This window comes from Acidobacteriota bacterium (assembly GCA_016700075.1).
Lineage (GTDB): Bacteria > Acidobacteriota > Blastocatellia > Pyrinomonadales > Pyrinomonadaceae > OLB17.
In genome coordinates, this window is sequence record CP065000.1 from 376,383 (window position 1) to 393,471 (window position 17,089).

Annotated in this window: 16 protein-coding genes; 6 read left to right on the top strand and 10 right to left on the bottom strand. The window is 52.3% G+C overall.

What is annotated here, in order from left to right:
- Positions 1-4: 4 nt before the first annotated feature.
- The 3 genes from IPM50_01795 to IPM50_01805 are packed head-to-tail and all read right to left on the bottom strand — an operon-like array spanning position 5 to position 3,591.
- Entirely contained in the window at positions 5-688 is a 684-nt protein-coding gene (locus IPM50_01795; GenBank protein ID QQS33338.1) for a hypothetical protein, read from the bottom strand.
- Positions 685-2,349 (bottom strand): type II/IV secretion system protein, encoded by a 1,665-nt coding sequence (locus IPM50_01800; protein QQS33339.1) that lies wholly within the window; start codon positions 2,347-2,349, stop codon positions 685-687. Before IPM50_01800 ends, IPM50_01795 begins: the two co-directional genes overlap by 4 nt.
- 12 nt (positions 2,350-2,361) lie before the next feature.
- Complete coding sequence (locus IPM50_01805) at positions 2,362-3,591, bottom strand: type II secretion system F family protein (protein QQS33340.1); 1,230 nt, start codon at positions 3,589-3,591, stop codon at positions 2,362-2,364.
- A gap of 262 nt (positions 3,592-3,853) precedes the next feature.
- On the opposite strand from IPM50_01805, the gene IPM50_01810 reads away from it, so the two are divergent.
- Complete coding sequence (locus IPM50_01810; protein ID QQS33341.1) at positions 3,854-4,792, top strand: VWA domain-containing protein; 939 nt, start codon at positions 3,854-3,856, stop codon at positions 4,790-4,792.
- A 22-nt stretch (positions 4,793-4,814) separates the two neighbouring features.
- Positions 4,815-5,894 carry a VWA domain-containing protein gene (locus IPM50_01815; GenBank protein QQS33342.1) on the top strand — a complete coding sequence of 360 codons (1,080 nt, stop codon included), beginning with the start codon at positions 4,815-4,817 and terminating at the stop codon, positions 5,892-5,894.
- Between the two features lie 3 nt (positions 5,895-5,897).
- Here the strand turns inward: IPM50_01815 and IPM50_01820 are convergent, their stop codons facing one another.
- The 4 genes from IPM50_01820 to IPM50_01835 form a co-directional block, all read right to left on the bottom strand.
- Positions 5,898-6,218, bottom strand: coding sequence for a BMC domain-containing protein (locus IPM50_01820; GenBank protein QQS33343.1), 321 nt, complete (start codon positions 6,216-6,218; stop codon positions 5,898-5,900).
- A 125-nt stretch (positions 6,219-6,343) separates the two neighbouring features.
- Positions 6,344-6,721: a zinc ribbon domain-containing protein gene (locus IPM50_01825; protein ID QQS33344.1), complete on the bottom strand. Its 378-nt coding sequence runs from the start codon at positions 6,719-6,721 to the stop codon at positions 6,344-6,346.
- A complete protein-coding gene (locus IPM50_01830) occupies positions 6,721-8,433 on the bottom strand; it encodes an aldehyde dehydrogenase family protein (protein QQS33345.1) in 1,713 nt (570 codons plus the stop codon). Before IPM50_01830 ends, IPM50_01825 begins: the two co-directional genes overlap by 1 nt.
- A 51-nt stretch (positions 8,434-8,484) precedes the next feature.
- The gene (locus IPM50_01835; protein QQS33346.1) at positions 8,485-8,877 is read right to left on the bottom strand and encodes a BMC domain-containing protein; all 393 of its coding nucleotides are present in this window, start codon (positions 8,875-8,877) and stop codon (positions 8,485-8,487) included.
- Positions 8,878-9,063: 186 nt separating this feature from the next.
- Here IPM50_01835 and IPM50_01840 point away from each other — a divergent pair, with 186 nt between their 5' ends.
- The 3 genes from IPM50_01840 (at position 9,064) to IPM50_01850 (ending at position 13,011) form a co-directional block, all read left to right on the top strand.
- On the top strand, positions 9,064-10,122 hold the full coding sequence (locus IPM50_01840; protein ID QQS33347.1) for a helix-turn-helix domain-containing protein: 1,059 nt from the start codon (positions 9,064-9,066) through the stop codon (positions 10,120-10,122).
- A 67-nt stretch (positions 10,123-10,189) separates the two neighbouring features.
- Entirely contained in the window at positions 10,190-11,659 is a 1,470-nt protein-coding gene (gene guaB, locus IPM50_01845; GenBank protein QQS33348.1) for an IMP dehydrogenase, read from the top strand.
- 125 nt (positions 11,660-11,784) lie between these two features.
- Positions 11,785-13,011 carry a M20/M25/M40 family metallo-hydrolase gene (locus tag IPM50_01850; GenBank protein QQS33349.1) on the top strand — a complete coding sequence of 409 codons (1,227 nt, stop codon included), beginning with the start codon at positions 11,785-11,787 and terminating at the stop codon, positions 13,009-13,011.
- A gap of 40 nt (positions 13,012-13,051) precedes the next feature.
- Here the strand turns inward: IPM50_01850 and IPM50_01855 are convergent, their stop codons facing one another.
- Together IPM50_01855 and IPM50_01860 are read right to left on the bottom strand one after the other, a co-directional pair.
- Positions 13,052-14,950, bottom strand: coding sequence for an ABC-F family ATP-binding cassette domain-containing protein (locus IPM50_01855; protein ID QQS33350.1), 1,899 nt, complete (start codon positions 14,948-14,950; stop codon positions 13,052-13,054).
- Between the two features lie 76 nt (positions 14,951-15,026).
- Positions 15,027-16,274: a SurA N-terminal domain-containing protein gene (locus IPM50_01860; protein ID QQS33351.1), complete on the bottom strand. Its 1,248-nt coding sequence runs from the start codon at positions 16,272-16,274 to the stop codon at positions 15,027-15,029.
- Between the two features lie 124 nt (positions 16,275-16,398).
- Between IPM50_01860 and IPM50_01865 the strand changes: the two genes are divergently transcribed.
- Positions 16,399-16,593 carry a 50S ribosomal protein L28 gene (locus IPM50_01865; protein QQS33352.1) on the top strand — a complete coding sequence of 65 codons (195 nt, stop codon included), beginning with the start codon at positions 16,399-16,401 and terminating at the stop codon, positions 16,591-16,593.
- Positions 16,594-16,655: 62 nt separating this feature from the next.
- On the opposite strand, the gene IPM50_01870 is transcribed toward IPM50_01865, so the two are convergent.
- Positions 16,656-17,036, bottom strand: coding sequence for a RidA family protein (locus tag IPM50_01870; protein ID QQS33353.1), 381 nt, complete (start codon positions 17,034-17,036; stop codon positions 16,656-16,658).
- Positions 17,037-17,089 lie beyond the last annotated feature (53 nt).

Sequence of the window (17,089 nt, forward strand, 5' to 3'; positions counted from 1 at the left end):
GAGGCTACTTCTTGGCTTTGCGGTAAACACCGGAAAAGGTGACGTTCGCTCCGCCGCAATTCATATTGTCGCGGACAACGAGAAATTGGCCGACAAGCCTCATCGTCGCTTTGCAGTCGTATTCATCTTCACCGTCGGAATACTCAACGACATTAGCATCGACTTTTCCTTTGTTCCCAAGTTCGCCGATGTGGATATTGTCACCGAGGCCTTTCCAAAACGCGGTACCGATAACGTTCAAATAGCCGCGCACCCTGGTCGCTTCGAACTTGATCTCGTTCTCGCCGTATCGCCAAGAGCCGTACCACGACGCAATGCCGGGCCTTTTATTGACCGGCCAATAATTTAGATCGCTCGTTTTAAGCCAACCGACGTAGCCGGTTCCTTTTACGGGCGTGAACCATGCACAAGCAAATCCGTTGCGTTCGTTCGAGATGACCACCTGGTCTCCCGAAACAACATATGCCTTTTCCCTGCAGTTGTCAGCTTCAGGACAATCATCGGTAAAATCGTTATAAAAATAACTCCTTCCGCCCTTAATCGCTTTTACGGACGCAAGGCGGTAATTCTCGGTTTCAACGGTAAATTTACCGGCACGGCACCAATTTTCCGGATCTCCCTCACTTTGGGCTGCGGTCATAGATCCCAAAAAAATAACGGTAATTAACAAAGAAAAGAACTGTCTCATCGTCTGATCTCCTCGACGAACGTCACGCGATTGATCTCGTAAAGCGTCGTCTGTCCGCTGGCGACCTTTTTGACGGCTGATTCGCGAAGCGACGAGAGTCCTTCTTTTTCGGCTTGGCGGCGTATTTCGCTGCCGGGCCGGCGTTCGATGATCATCTCTCGGATATTGTCGGTCATGTCCAGAAGTTCATGGATAGCAGAGCGTCCTCGGTATCCGGTATGGTTGCATGCATCGCAGCCTACGCTGCGATAAAATTCGGTGCCGATGAATTCCTTCGGGTCTAAGGCTGATTCAACAAGCTCTTCTTCCGCCGGCTGATATGGCCGCTTACAGGTCGGGCACAACAGTCGAATTAGCCGCTGTGCAAGTACGCAGTTCAGCGAAGAGACGAAATTATAGGGCTCGACGCCCATATTCAAGAAACGGCCGATGACGTCAATAACGTTATTTGCGTGGACCGTCGTAAAAACCAGGTGGCCTGTCAAAGCCGATTGGATCGCGATCTGAGCGGTCTCTTCGTCACGAATTTCGCCGACCATGATCTTGTCCGGGTCGTGTCGAAGAATTGAGCGGAGGCCGCGTGCGAACGTTAGTCCTTTTTTCTCGTTCACCGGGATCTGCACAATGCCGTGAAGCTGGTATTCGACGGGATCCTCGATGGTGATGATCTTGTCCTCATCGTTGCGTATCTCATTCAGGGCAGCGTAGAGTGTCGTGGTTTTACCAGAACCGGTCGGCCCCGTAACGAGTACCATGCCGTAGGGTTCCTTGATATAGATCCTAAAACGCCTGACATCCTCGTCATCAAAACCGACGACGTCCAGATTCAGATTCTTAAAGCTCTCATTGATCTGTTCCTTATCGAGAATACGGATCACCGCATCCTCGCCGAAAATGGTAGGCATTATGGAAACACGGAAATCGACCGTGCGGCCCTTGTAGATCACGCGAAAACGGCCGTCTTGCGGAATGCGGCGTTCTGCAATGTCGAGTTCGGACATTACCTTGATACGCGATATCAGCGTCTGATGAAAAGCGATGTCAATCGGGTCGACCTTCGCATACAACGCACCATCAATGCGGAACTTGACCTGTACATCGCGTTCTCTTGTCTCTATGTGAATATCGGAGGCCCGAGATTCCATTGCGTTGTAAAGGATGGTGTCGACGAGCTTGATGATCGGCGACATATCACTGTCCGACGCCAGCCGGTCCAGATCGAGGACCTCCTCGCCGTGTTCCGTCTCTTTGACCAGCGATATTTTGAATGTAGATGCGGCCTCTTGAAGAACACGTTGAGTGGAATCACCGCGACGCAGCACGACATCGATCGCACCGGCGGTCGCAACATACGGGACAATACGGACATTCAGAACATTCTCAAGCTCGTCCAGCCGCTCAAGATTACTCGGATCGGCCATAGCCGCATGCAGGCTTCCGTTTTCCCGACGAAGCGGGACAAATTGATTCCGAAGCATGAGGTCCACAGGGATCTGTGAGAGCTGGTCGACATCGATCGGTGACGGCTGGTCGGGCGGAAGCAGATCGATATAGGGCAGCCGGTATCTCGAGGCCAACTGCTTTGCCGCAACTACTTCAGGCGGATCGTGCTCAGTATCGTTAAGCCCTTTTATGCTTGTGGTGATGGTTTCTTCACTCATAGTATCGCTGTGTCATCTGCCCGCCATCGGTCCGGCAGAGATCATTTGAATGATCGGCAAATAGATGGCAAGCAGGATCGAAACGACGATTCCGGCCATAAAAAGCAGGATCGCCGGTTCGAGCAGCGTCGTGAACTGCTCAAGTCTGACCTCGGCCTCGGCATCATAAAATGTAGCGACCTCATCGAGCATTTCGCGTAAGCTTCCGGACCTTTCGCCGATTCCGATCATATCCAAGGCCAGCTCCGGTACCCAATTTGCCATTTCCAATGCCTCCGTAAATCCGCGACCTTCCCGGATCATCGGGAGAACATTCTGGCTGCGGCGGCGAAGTTCCAGATTGTTGATCGCCTGTGACGAAATATCCCAGGCCTCGGGCACGGTAATACCGCCCGAGATAAGAGTAGAGAGTGACCTGGCGAGTTGTGCCGTAGTCATGTTCCGGATCAACTGACCGCCGATCGGGACCTTTAAAAGAACTTTGTGCAGCAGAAGCTTACCTGAGGATGTCCTTAGCCAGAAAACCAGGACGAGTACTACGATCAATGTAACCGGCAATAGCCACACTATATTTGCGGCGAGCGTATTAAAGATCCACAGGACCACAAGCGTGATGGTCGGCATCGTTCTGTTCGCGCTTAGGCTTTTGAACAGGTCCGACATTCGCGGAACGATATAAAGCGTCAGGAACGCGACCATCAGCATCGCCGCGAAAAGCAGGAACGCAGGATATGCCAGTGCACCTCGCAGCTTTCTCGAAACACCGACGCTTCGCCTCAAGTATTCGACAAAACGGGCAAGGACATCATCCAATGCGCCGCTTCGCTCGCCGGCTAGGATTGATGCCGTGTAAATTCTGGGGAAAATGCCCTGTGATTCAAACGCTTCGGATAACGGAATACCGTTTTTGATCTTGTCCTCGACATCAGCGAGGACCGTCCTCAAATTTGCTGACGCACTGCGTGTCTTCAACAGGCCGATCGACTGCAGCACCGGGATGCCTGCCCGCAAAAGAGCCGATAGTTGTTGATTGAAAAGCAGAAAATCCGCCTGCTTTACCTTTTTCCCCTTCGCACCGCCTGAAACTAGCGCAGAAAGTCCTTCACCGGGCGACGACACCGCGAACACTCTAAAACCCTCTTTCTCCAGAGCATTGCGTGCCTCGGCGACACCAGTTGCCTCAACGACCCGTGTAATTACCTCACCCGACGGAGTACCTAACCTGCAGATATATTCGTTCATTCGAGGGTCAAAAAATATGCAAAAGTTCGAACTACTCGATTTTCTCTAGATGATAACACGTATCAGTCATCGCGCTGTTCCAAAAACATCCGGCGATGCGAACGAGGCGAAGAACAACTTTTAGAGACTTGCGGACATCGAAAGATTGTCTTGCACATGTAGCCGCAATCCAATAGTATGAAGGTCATTCAAGGTTTGTAAAATGGGGAGATCTTACGTCGGTCGAATAGGAATCAAAGCAGATCCGCGAGTTTTGAACTCAATGTTTCTGGCCGTTGTTTTATTGCTCGCAGGCATGGCGGCCATTCGGGCTCAAACGCCCGCACCGACCCCTCCCGATGACCGTGATTCGCCGGTGCGCATTAAGACGGATCTGGTGACTCTCACTCTTACAGTAACCGATCAATACGGACGCTATGTTTCCGGGCTTTCCAGGAACGCTTTTACGGTCTCTGATAACAACCGGGATCAGGATATCGTGTTCTTCAGCGACAGCGACGCTCCTATCTCGATCGGAATTCTATTTGATGTTTCGGGCTCGATGAGCGGCACGAAGATAGGCAAGGCGCGAAACGCCCTCGAGAGGTTCATCCGGACCAGCCATCCGAATGACGAGTATTTTCTTATTGCTTTCAACAGCCGGGCCCAGCTTTTGACGGATCGAACTCGAGACGGAGATTCGGTGCTTCGAAAGCTCACATTGGTACAGCCAAAAGCAAACACTGCACTTTACGATGCCGTTTACTTAGGCATCGAACGTGTTACACGCGGAAGCCATCAGAAAAGAGCACTGCTAATTATTAGTGACGGTCAGGATAATGCGTCCCGTTACAACTTTAATGAGGTCAGGCGTTTGATGCGCGAGGCAGATGTAATAACCTACGCCGTCGGGATCATCGACCGTGCGGACGCGATGAACGCCCTCGGGATGCAGGGCCAGGCGTTCTTGGAGGAGTTGACATCCGTCACGGGCGGAAAGGCCTTTTTCCCCCGAACGGATGTCGAAATGGACGAGATCTTCGAACGTATCGCATTAGAACTTCGCCATCAGTATTCTGTCGGCTATATTCCAACGGATTTCCAGCCGGACGGTAAATGGAGAAAGGTGAAGGTCAGAGTCAAGCCGCCGCGGGGACTCCCGAGGCTTACTGTTCGAAGCCGCGAAGGCTATTACGCTACGCCGAATACAAACTACAAGTAGAAATCGTTACGAGAAAATGTCGATGATCAGCCCGAGAATCCTGTTCTTCACCCTCTCCATTGCTGTTATTGCAGCGGTGGTCTCTTTTGATGTAACAACCGCACAGACGGTGACCCCATCGCCGTCCCCGACTGCGACGCCGCCGAGCATCAAACCTTCGCCGACCCCCGACGAATCAGATGAAGTTATCAAGGTCGATACGGAACTGGTCAATTTGAGTGTCCGCGTCATTGATCGTAACAATAGGCCCATCAATAACCTTCGGCAGAACGAATTTCGGATATTCGAGGATGGCGTTCAGCAGCAGATCGAGTTCTTTTCGCAGGCAGAAGTTCCTACAAATTACGCCATCGTAGTCGACAATTCGGGTTCGATGAGGCGGCAATTGGACAAAGTTATTGAGGCAGGCAAGGTTTTCGTTAACGCTAATCGTGCAGAAGACGAAACTATGATCGTCCGCTTCATCGGCAGGGACAAGATCGAGATCGAGCAGCCATTTACGCCTAACAAGACGGACCTGATAGACGCGCTCGAGAATTTATTCATCGAAGGCGGCCAGACGGCCGTTATTGACGCTGTATATTTGACCGTTGAAAACGTTGATTCTTATGAAAAGAACGACCGCGAGGACCGCAAAAGGCGTGCTTTGATCCTTGTAACCGATGGTGAGGACAGAAACAGCTACTACAGCGAAAAGCAGTTGATCGAACTACTGCGGGAATCGGAGGTCCAGATCTATGCGATCGGGTTTGTGGATGAACTCAGCAATGAGGGCGGCTTTATAAGCAAAAGCCCGCAGGCAAAATCAAAAGCGCTTCTGGAAAAAATGGCCGCTGAGACTGGTGGAAAAGCATACTTTCCGACCAGTGCCGCTGAACTGCCGCGGCTGGCACAGGAAATTTCCAGCGAGATCAGAACACAATATTCAATTGGCTATATTCCGACGAACGATCGACGAGACGGCACATTTCGAAGCATCAGAGTGTCAGTAGCTGACGGCCCGAACAGTCAAAAGCGGATCGCTGTAACGCGTGCAGGCAGAACGGCAGAAGGCGGATCTCCCGGCAGCGGCAAGCCGATCCCGACAGTTAAGAATCAATAGGATCTAGTTTTCAGGTACGGTACCCGAGATCTTTTTGCGATTGGTCTCACCGGTGACCAACACGGGGATCCCCTCGTCTACCTCCGAATGGGGCCGCGGTATCACATGAATGCCTGTCACGGTTCCCACACGTCTCGCCGCAGCGGCACCGGCATCCACTGCGGCTTTTACAGCTCCGACCTCGCCCCTGACAATTGCGGTGACAAGTCCTGCATCGACCTTCTCATAGCCGACCAATTGAACATTTGCTGACTTTACCATCGCATCAGCCGCCTCGATCATCGCCACGAGACCCATACATTCGACCATTCCGAGTGCCTGCATACAATTGATACCTATTTTAATTTTCGACGTTGCTTGAGAAACATAATGAACAGTCCCACCAACAATAGGCCAAGACCTATCGTGAGAAAGAATATCGTGATCGGAGCGACCATAGCCCTTTCATCCTATTTCCACAGAACCATCACAAAGATCGCGGAAAAAACCATCACGGCGATCAGCAGCGAGACGACGACCAAAAAAAGATTCGACCGGTTCGACGCAGGCGTCCAAACGATCTCTGTTTTCTTCCTTTTTGTTGAACGCGAACGCTTTCGCTCTCTTGCCGCAGATTCGAGGTCCCGAACCTCTTTTTCGTCTTCGTGTATCTTTTCTGTGATTTCCGCAAGTGCCGTACGAGCCTCAACCTCGTCGACCGTAAGCGATCCATTTTCAGGTAATTCCGCCACCTGGTGTCCGCAGTTGTAGCAAAAGAAAGTATTCTCCCTTACCGCCATTCCGCAGTTTCCGCATTCACCAAGAGCTTTCTCAACCGTTGCCGACATCAGATCCTTGCGAAAACCTCCCTTTCCTCGCCAAGGTCTCTCGCGGACGGTGTAAGTATCGTCTTCTTTGAAATGTAGATCTTTTCTCCGTTCTGCACAGCTCGCCGAACATCGTCTTCGCTTACAAATTCGACCGGCTTCGGGATATCGCGGTCTTGGGCGGAATTAGACTCGTTTATCTCATGAATCACGGCTTGGGGCGGAGCGGCAGGTGCCTGCTTAACAGGTTCCGGATGCGGATCTTCCAAAAGCTTTTTGCTCAAAAATCCATCGACGATCGCCTCGATCTCTTTTCTGTCAGGGCGTCTCGGTGATACAGCTTTTGACGACGTCTCGACCTGCGGGGCAGAAGCTGCTGCAGCTCGATTGATCGGCTTTGTTTCAAATGCGACCCTTTTGATGTCCATCAGATGAAGAGGAGAAATGTTGTCAGACGTAACGTTTCCTCCCCAAGACCCGCATCCGAGCGTCATTGACGGCGGAAGGTCTGTTGTGAAACCGATCGCCCCGTGTGTTGTGGGCGAATTAATGATCACGCGTGCAGCAGGCATCAACTCACCATAACGGATTGCAGCGGTGCGGTCTTTTGTATGCATTCCCGCAGTGTGCCCCATACCGCCGAAATGAAGGATCTTTTGGCAAAGTTCAGCCCCTTCATCAACTCCTCCAACCTCAAAAAAAGCGAGGGTCGGCGAAAGTTTCTCGATCGACCAAGGAAAATCGCGGCCGACGCCGCCGCAGTCCGCGATCAAACAGCGGGTTCCCGCAGGAACTGTTATGCCTGCAAGTTGAGCAATGAATTCAGCCGACTTCCCTACAATGTTCGGATTAAGCGAACGCTGCGGCGAAACCAGTACCTTTGCGACCGCATCGGCTTCGGTGGGAGACAAAAAACAGGCACCCTGTGCTTTGAACTGTTCCCTAACGGCACCCGCAACGGAACGATCGACAACAACCGACTGCTCGGACGCGCAAATCGTGCCGTTATCAAAGCATGTTCCTGTCAGAATGTCAGCAACGGCCTTTTCGACGTTAGCGGACCGTTCAATAAAAACGGGCACATTGCCGGGCCCCACACCGAAAGCCGGCTTTCCTGACGAGTAAGCAGCACGCACAAGCCCGGTTCCGCCCGTCGCAAGTATTACGGCGGTCTGTTTGTGCTTCATCAGTTCCTCGGTCCCGTCGATGGTAGATTCGGTCAGACAAATAATAGCTTCCGGAGGAAGACCTGCCGTAACGCCCACATCCCGCATGATCCGGGCCGTTTCCGCGATACAGTTGGCCGCCGATGGGTGAGGTGAGAGAACCACCGAATTTCGCGACTTGATCGAGATCAGAATTTTGAAGATCGCAGTAGACGTTGGATTGGTCGAGGGAATGATAGCTGCGACCACTCCACGAGGCGAAGCAATTTCAACGATCGACGGGGTTTCATTTACGATGCCAACGGTACGAAGCCCCTTGAATCGTGCCCATACGTCTTCGGCCGCGAATCGGTTTTTCTCGCGTTTGTCATCGGGTTTTCCAAAACCCGTTTCTTCATGCGCCATCAGGCCAAGCCGTGCCGATTCACTCAGAGCAGCAAGCGACATCTGCTGGCAAATGTCATCAACTTGAGCCTGCGAAAACGCAGATACGGCCTTAAATGCAAGAGACGCGGCCTCTACCGCGTCGCGAGCCTGCTGTATCGATTTTAGGTCTTTGTCAGCCATCGCCGATGGTCAAACCTATGTTAGGACTTCTCGAATTTAACCGATCCGAAGTTAGCGTGATTTCGATTTACTAGCGGCCGAACCCGACGCTTCCGAGGAAGCACTGCCGGCAGAAAGCTGCTTGCCGCCGCCGCGGAGAGCTTTTTCGTCGGGGCTAAGACCCACGGATCCGCCTTTGGGCAGCACGCGCTCGACTTCGCCGTGCGGACGCGGAATGACATGCACACTTATGAGTTCTCCAACTCGCCTTGCGGCCGCCGCTCCGGCATCTGTCGCCGCTTTTACCGCACCGACGTCACCGCGTACGAAAATCGTTACATAACCGGCGCCGATGTATTCTTTGCCGATAAGTCTCACATTTGCAGCCTTTACCATGGCATCAGCGGCCTCGACAGCCGAAACGAAGCCTTTTGTCTCAACCATTCCTAATGCTTCTAAGCTCATTTGGACATCCTCACTAGTTGTAGTGCTAGAAAGATACTAATACAACTGATGCATATTGCCAAAAGCAAAGCGTAAATGCTGAAGGTAAAAGGCTCAATCAATTGACACACAATGCTTTGGAAAGATATATTTCAATCCTAAGGACTAGCGTTTTTCTTGGATAATTGCTCCTCCTGGACGTTTATAATGTCACAAACTTTGGGTGAAAAGCTGCGACAGGCCCGCGAAGACCGCGGTGTTTCCATCAGTGAGGTAGCGGAGCAGACGCGGATCTCGCCCCACTATATCGAGTGCATCGAAAATGACGATTATGGCCCTCTTCCCGGCGGGATCTTCAACAAGGGATTCGTAAAGTCGTATGCAAAATTCGTCGGTGTTGACGAGCAGGAGGCTCTTGCTGATTATTCGCGAATTCAGTCTCCCGCCATTTCTGAGGAGCCCGACCTACCCTATCGGCCTGAGGTCCTTACAGACGACAGAACCTCGAACTCATCGATCCCAACGATCATCGGAGCGGTCGTCATCCTCGGCATAATGAGCGCCGGTATTTTGTTTTTGGTGGATTATTTGCGCCGGCCCGCTGAAGACATTCCTGTCCGACCGTCTTCGAATACTGCAGCGACAAACACCGAACAGCAGAGCCCTGTCGGACAGAAGGTGCCTGAGTCGTCTGCCCCAGAAATGGCAAGTGTTAAGATCGAGTTCAAAGCTGTCGCTGAACCGGTCTCTCTAAGTGTGAATTCCGACGGCAAACAGAGCAGTACGGTCGTCGTACCGGGAACGCCGATCGTTTTTGAGCCGAAAGAGAGTTTAAAGCTTAGCTATTCCCGTTCGCTCGCTGCAAACGTGCAGCTCTTGATAAACGGCAAAGAGATCGCACTCCCGTCACAACCTCTTCAGCCGCGGCGTAATGCCATCGACTTTGAAATAAATAAGGAGAACCTTGCCCGGATATGGTCCAGCGGAACTATCACGGACGAGGTTCCGGCGGCAACACCGGCTGTTGCAGATACAACCGCCCCTGCGGGGACGCCTGCGGTCGAAGCAGGAAACACTGCCGCTTCACCCGCTGCACCGGCGGCAACGTTGACACCTCGCCCGACGCCGAGACCGGCTTCCAATGTTGATCGTGGAACCAATAGTGTCCGGCCAACGCCCAGGCCAACGGTTGAGCGGCCGGCAACAACACCGGCATCAACGCCTGCTTCACCGCGGAATTCTGCGGTAAACAGGCCAAGCCAGTAGGCCGGTAGATTGAATCGAATAGAATGTCCGCAGGTTTTGATGCGGGCATTTTTGTATATAATTAGCTATGGAAATCACCTCAATTGCCGAAGGGCTCACATTTGATGATGTTTTGCTCGTCCCTGCATATTCCGAGATCCTACCGAGTGATGCCGAGACTCGCACACAATTTTCAAGAAACATATCTCTGAATATTCCGCTTTGTTCTTCCGCAATGGACACGGTAACAGAGGCGTCCCTCGCGATAGCCCTCGCTCAGCAGGGCGGCATTGGCGTAATTCACAAGAATCTGTCTATTGAGGCCCAGGCAGAAGAGGTGGACAAAGTTAAGAGGAGTGAGAGCGGAATGATCGTCGACCCCGTGACGATCAACGATAAAGCTCTCGTCTCGGAGGCCCTCAACATCATGGGGCATTACAAAATAAGCGGCGTGCCGGTCACTGACTCTGAGGGTCTGCTTGTCGGCATAATTACTAACCGAGATCTTAGATTCGAAACCCGTACCGATATTCCCGTTTCCGAGGTCATGACACCTCAGCCGCTGGTAACAGTCCCGGTCGGCACGACGCTTGACGAAGCAAAGGTGAAGCTGCAAAAGCACCGTATCGAAAAGCTACTTGTAGTCGATGATGACGGCCATCTGAAAGGCCTGATCACGGTCAAGGACATACAAAAGGCGATCAACTTCCCTCTTGCCGCAAAAGACGAGTTGGGACGTCTTCGTTGTGCAGCGGCAATTGGAGCTACGGGAGATTATTTAGAGCGTGCGGCAGCATTGGTCGAATCGCGGGTCGATGCTATCGTCATCGACACTGCCCACGGCCACAGTTCCCGTGTAATCGAGGCTGTGAGCCAAGTGAAGTCCAAATTCAGCGGGATCGATGTAATCGCGGGCAACATCGCCACCGACGAAGCGACGAAAGCACTGATATTCGAGGGTGTTGACGCTGTCAAGGTCGGGATCGGGCCCGGCTCGATCTGCACGACACGCGTCGTCACCGGAGCGGGCGTTCCGCAGATATCCGCCATCGTGGAATGTGTTGCGGCAGCCGCCGGGTCCGGTGTTCCGGTGATCGCCGATGGCGGCATCAAATTTTCCGGCGATGTCGCAAAGGCTATCGCTGCAGGAGCTGACAGCGTGATGATAGGCTCACTATTTGCAGGAACCGAAGAAGCTCCGGGCGAGGTCATCTTGTTCCAAGGGCGAAATTTCAAGACATACCGCGGCATGGGCTCGATCGGAGCCATGAAAAAGGGCTCGAGCGACCGCTACTCTCAGGAAGGAACCGTAACCGATTCGAAATACGTTCCGGAAGGGATCGAGGGCCGAGTGGCATATAAGGGCACCGTTGCTGACATGGTCACGCAGCTTGTTGGCGGCCTCCGTTCAGGAATGGGTTATACCGGCTGCCGGGATATCAAGGACCTCCAGACAAATGCGCGCTTTGTCCGCATCACTTCGGCAGGCCTCCGTGAATCCCACGTACACGATGTGATCATCACGAAAGAAGCACCAAATTATCGATTGGAATCGTAACGCCGGGTGCAAATTGCAGGTTTTTGATGTATCTTCAATCATTGGCGCATTACTTATATTGAGAGGTAACCCGTTTAATGTCGCGCTTCGCAAGAACTTTTCTTATTTCTTCGCTGGTTTTTTGTTTGGCCGCTTTTATTGCCCTTCAGACCGGCAGCACTAAAGCCGGTCCATCGGAGTTCTGGATCTCAGTTGACTCGTCGGAACTGCAGCATATCCTTTCGAACCGCGGTTCTAAGAAACGCAGCAGCCTTTCGGATGTCGGCGTTGAACAGGTCGTTGGCGACCTAGCGATCCTGAAACTTACTGACGAGCAGATGGAAGATCTGTCGCGTGCTATGCACGACAACTTTCATAAGTGCAGCGGATATGTGGCGCACACTGACGAGAACGAAGCGTTAATTTGGGCACGAGATCAATACGCAGCCAGGACCGAGTCGCAATTCGTAAACTACACTATCGACAATCCTATCGCGGTCAATTCCATGTTGAATTACGTCAACGAGCCGCATCTCCGTCAGACAATTATAGATCTCTCGGCGTTTCCGAACCGCCGTTACAATCAAGCTAGCGGCCTCCAATCGGCTAACTGGATAAAGGACAAGTGGTCACTGCTTGCGGCTCGTCAAAGCCGCGGACAGATCTCGATCGAGTTCTTCAACCACCCAACCGCCACCTCGCCTCAGCCTTCGATCATCATGACGATCTGGGGAACTCGGTTTCCGGACGAGATCATTGTCTTAGGGGCCCACCAGGATTCGATCAATTCATCGGGTCAAACAGCATCGGCTCCCGGCGCCGATGACGATGCGTCCGGGATCGCCACTTTGACCGAAACGATCCGTGTGATGATGGAAACCGGCTTCAAGCCTGAACGAACGGTTCAGTTCATGGCATACGCCGCGGAAGAAGTAGGCCTTCGCGGCTCAAATGCAATTGCAACCTCATACCGCAATGCCAATAAGAACGTTCTCGGCGTAATGCAGTTGGACATGACCAATTACCGGGGCACGCAAGGCTACGATATGGTCATGATCACGGATAACACCAATGCGGCACAGAACCAGTTCCTCCGTGATCTGCTCACCACCTATCAACCGGGCCTGACCATCGGTAACTCCTCGTGCGGCTATGCGTGTTCAGATCATGCGTCTTGGCATAACAAGAGCTACCCTGCGTCGTTCCCTTTTGAGGCGCCTCTCGGCAATGACAACTCCGCGATCCACACCGCGAATGACACGATCGCCCGCAGCAATAATAATGCTAATCACGCGGTTCGTTTCTCAAAACTGGCATTGTCCTATATCGGTGAACTTGCTAAGGGATGTGTTGCGATCGCTACCAGATGTTAGGCAGCAATATGGCCAGGTGCAATGCGAGATTTCGCGGACGCTAGATCAACTCCGCGTTAAGCTCTTCCCATTCCCGGTAATGGGCGTTGACGCTTTCTTCGGCTTTAGTTAGCGCGTCCGTTAGTTCCTGAAGCCGCGGATAGTCCGCAGCTACTTCCGGTTCTGACATCTCACTTGTCAGCCGCAGTACTTCTTTTTCCATGTCCGGAAGCCGTTTTTCGATCTCTGCGATCCGCCGTTCTATCTGCTGACGTTGGTTTTTTGAGAATTTGGTTCGGGCGGCGTTCGGTGCAGATTTCACTACAATTACGTTGGACCTCACGTTCTTATCATCGCTTGCTGCACGCCTGCTGTCCCGCCAATCGTGAAACTCGGTGTAATTCCCGTTGAAATCGAGAACTGTTCCATCTGCCTCCAGCGATAGGATCTGTGTCGCGATACGATCAAGGAAAAAGCGGTCGTGGCTAACGGTTATGATCGTTCCCGGATATTCGTCCAATGCCGCTTCCAGTGCTTCTCGGGCCGGAATGTCCAGATGATTCGTCGGTTCGTCGAGTATCAAAACATTCTTCTGAGAGTAGATCAGTTTTGCTAGGGCCAGTCTTCCCTTTTCGCCGCCCGAAAGATCCCGTACCTTCTTTTCGATGTCTTCTCCGAAAAAAAGAAAACGTGCCAGAAACGACCGGACCTCACCATTTTCGACCATTGGAGCGACACGGCGAAACTCCGCGATCACGTCGTTTCCGTCATAGAGGTCGTCGAGTGACTGCGAATAATAGCCGATGTTAACCTTGGTTCCCCACGTCACTCTGCCGGAGACCTCGCGGATCTGGCCGAGTAATGTTTTTAAAAGTGTAGTTTTGCCTGTACCGTTTGCACCAATTACACCGAGAACACCTCCGCGATGCAGGGAGATATTGATCGCTTTTGCAAGGACTGTGTCGCCATAGCCGATGGCGAGGTCTTCGGTAGTGAGAACATTGTTGCCTGTTCTTTCGACGTTCTTCAAATTGAAGTTTCCGCCATGCTTCTCGCTTCGGACGGCATCGATTCGCTCCATTCGCTCGAGCATGGTTCGGCGAGATTTTGCCTGCTTTGTCTTTTGACCTTCCAGATTTCGGCGGATGAATTCCTGCGTCTTATTGATCAGCGCCTGCTGGTTTTCATATTCACGTTGCTGCTGTTCGCGTCGAAGCTCGCGCTCAACGATGAACTTTGAATAATTCCCCTTATAACTGACAGCCTTGCCGTTCTCTATCTCAATGATCCTTTCGGCGGTGCGATCCAGGAAATAGCGGTCGTGGCTGATGATCACAAACGCCTTGTCGATCTCCTTTAAATACCCCTCAAGCCATTCGACCGCATTTACGTCAAGATGATTCGTAGGCTCGTCAAGCAAGAGTAGATCCGCATTCGACAGCAGTAAGCTAGCCATTCCCAGCCGGTTCTTTTGGCCGCCGGACAGGATCGCAGTGTCCATGTTCCACTGTTCTCGGCTGAATCCGACACCCAGCAGAACGGACTCGGCCTTGGCAGCATAAGTAAACCCGTCGGCGTGTTCGAACTCCGTCTGAAGATCCGCGTAACGCTCAAGGATCGCATCAGAATGGTCGGTTTCCATCTGTCTTTCCAAGCGTCGCATTTCGGCCTCAATATCATGGATCTGCTTGAAGGCCGACAAAGCAGCGGTGTGAACCGTGTCACCGGCCCCAAAATCAACGTGCTGATCCAACAAGCCGATGCGGAGGCCGTTCATCTTTACGACCGCCCCCTCGTCGGGCGACTCGGCTCCTGTAAGCAAACGAAACAGCGTGGTCTTACCTGCGCCGTTACGCCCAACCAGTCCGACCTTTTCGCCGGGGTTGATCTGGAACGACACACCTCGGAGAACCTCGTTGCCTCCGTAGGATTTGGTGATGTCAGAGAAGCGAAACAACACAATGGACAATCAGAAAAAGCAAAAGGCAAAACAACGTTCTGCCTTTTGCCTTGGATGTAATGGTATCCGATCTACGCTACTTCTTTTCCGCGGAATTAGCAGCGTTTGACCCTGCTGCGGTGTTCGAAGCCGTATTCGAATTCCCGTTTGCTGACGTATTAGCCGCGGAGTTCGCATTCGCTGCTGTATTCGAATTCGCAGCGGTGTTCGAGCTCGACTCACCGTTCATCGAACCGGCAGGGCGTGCCCCGCTCAATTCGTTGGGGTTGTCGACAACCTTCTTAGCCAAGAAATTCTCTATCTTAGCTTCGTTCATAGCCACAGCCTGATACGACGCTGCCAATAGCTGCTTGCGGTTCTCGACCAGAAGCTGCTGTATCTGCGGACGCACATCAGGGCTTTCGAGCGTAAGATTTTCATCCTTCTCGATGCGTTCTACGAGCTTGAAAATATAGTAGCGGCCGCTAATGTTCAGAGCATTCGTTATTTGTCCGACCGTAAACTGAGGGTTCATAAAACCCGCAGCTAGCTGAGGATAATTTTGCTTCAGATCATCCTCGCTAAGATATCCCATGTCCCCGTTCTGAAGACGGCTGGGATCTTCGCTATATTCACGAGCCAAAGCACCAAAATCGCTTGCGGGCTGCGAAACCTTTGCAAGAACCTCTTTGACCCTCTGTTCCGCTTCGGCCTGGTTGCGCGTAGTGTCACCCTGGCCGCCGTCGGCCGGATCGACGACGATCGCCGCCAGACGGACGCCGCGTTTTTTAATGAACATCTCCGGATTGCCTTTATAGAACTGCTCGATCTCGCTGTCTTTAGGGTTCTCGATACGGCCGGTGACCTTGTCAACGAGTTTCGCTATAGCCAATGCCTTCTTGATGTCGTCACGAAATGATTTTTCAGTTAACCCGGCTTCCGACATTCTTCGATCGAATTCCTCGGCCGACATCCGGCTTTCCACCTTTCGCTTATTTATCTCAACCGTGATCTCGTCATCTGTCGGAACGAGATTCTCCTTTTCGGCTTTCTGGAACATCACTTCCTGCTCGATGAGGTTCTGAAGGACCTGAAGTCTTGCGCCGGCAAGTTCGAGAGGCGAAAATTTTGATTCCTGCCCTTGAGCCTGCTGTTTGACCGACCGGTCAACCTCTTCCATCGTGATGATCTTGCCGTTGACCTTTGCCGCAGTTTCGTTAGGGTCAACCTTGCCCGGACCACCGGCCGAAGGTGTACCGTTGCCGCAAGCCGCCGCGAAAACCGAGATCCCGGCGATCGCGATTGCGAGGGTAGATCTGAAATTGAACTTTTGCACTAGTGCCATTACTCCTTGAGTGTTTCTCATTATCTTGACTTAACTTGACTGGGTAAAACCCAATTTGATACAAATATTAGTTTGAGCCGTCAACGGCCCAACTGAAAGTAACCGTCCTCGGGAGGAAAACATTATGGCAAAACGCTGCGATATATGCGGGAAAGGCCCGCAGTTCGGAAACAATGTTTCACACGCAAACAACAAAACGCGGAGGCGTTTTAACCCTAACCTTCAGCCCGTAAGGGTGCAGCTGCCTGCCGGCGGCAATGCCAAAATGAAGGTTTGTACGCGTTGTATAAAGTCAGGCCGGATAACAAAAGCCGCCTAACTTCCACCGAGGTTTTCAAATAACAAGGATGCCCGAGCCGGCTCATCGCGGTTCGGGCTTTCTTAATCTAACAATGCCACGCACTCGATCTCGACCCGAGCATCGCGAGGAAGCCTAGCGGCCTGAACCGTAGCCCTGGCCGGCTTTGACTCACCGAACACACCTGCGTAGATCTCGTTCATAACCGCGAAATCATTCATATCCGCAAGAAAGACCGTGGTCTTGACCACATTCCCAATGCTGCTGCCGGCTGCATCGAGTACCGCTGAAAGATTCTTCAGGACCTGCCTCGTCTGCTCTTCGATACCACCGGGAACAAATTCCCCTGTCGCCGGATCGATGGGTATCTGACCCGAGCAATAAACCATGCCGTTCACCGAAACCGCTTGGGAATAGGGCCCGATCGCACCCGGAGCATTTTCTGTGGAGACGATCTTCTTCATAAGAACGGATCTGCCCGTACGTCGGGCAAAAGGCAAATTATAGCGAATAGAGG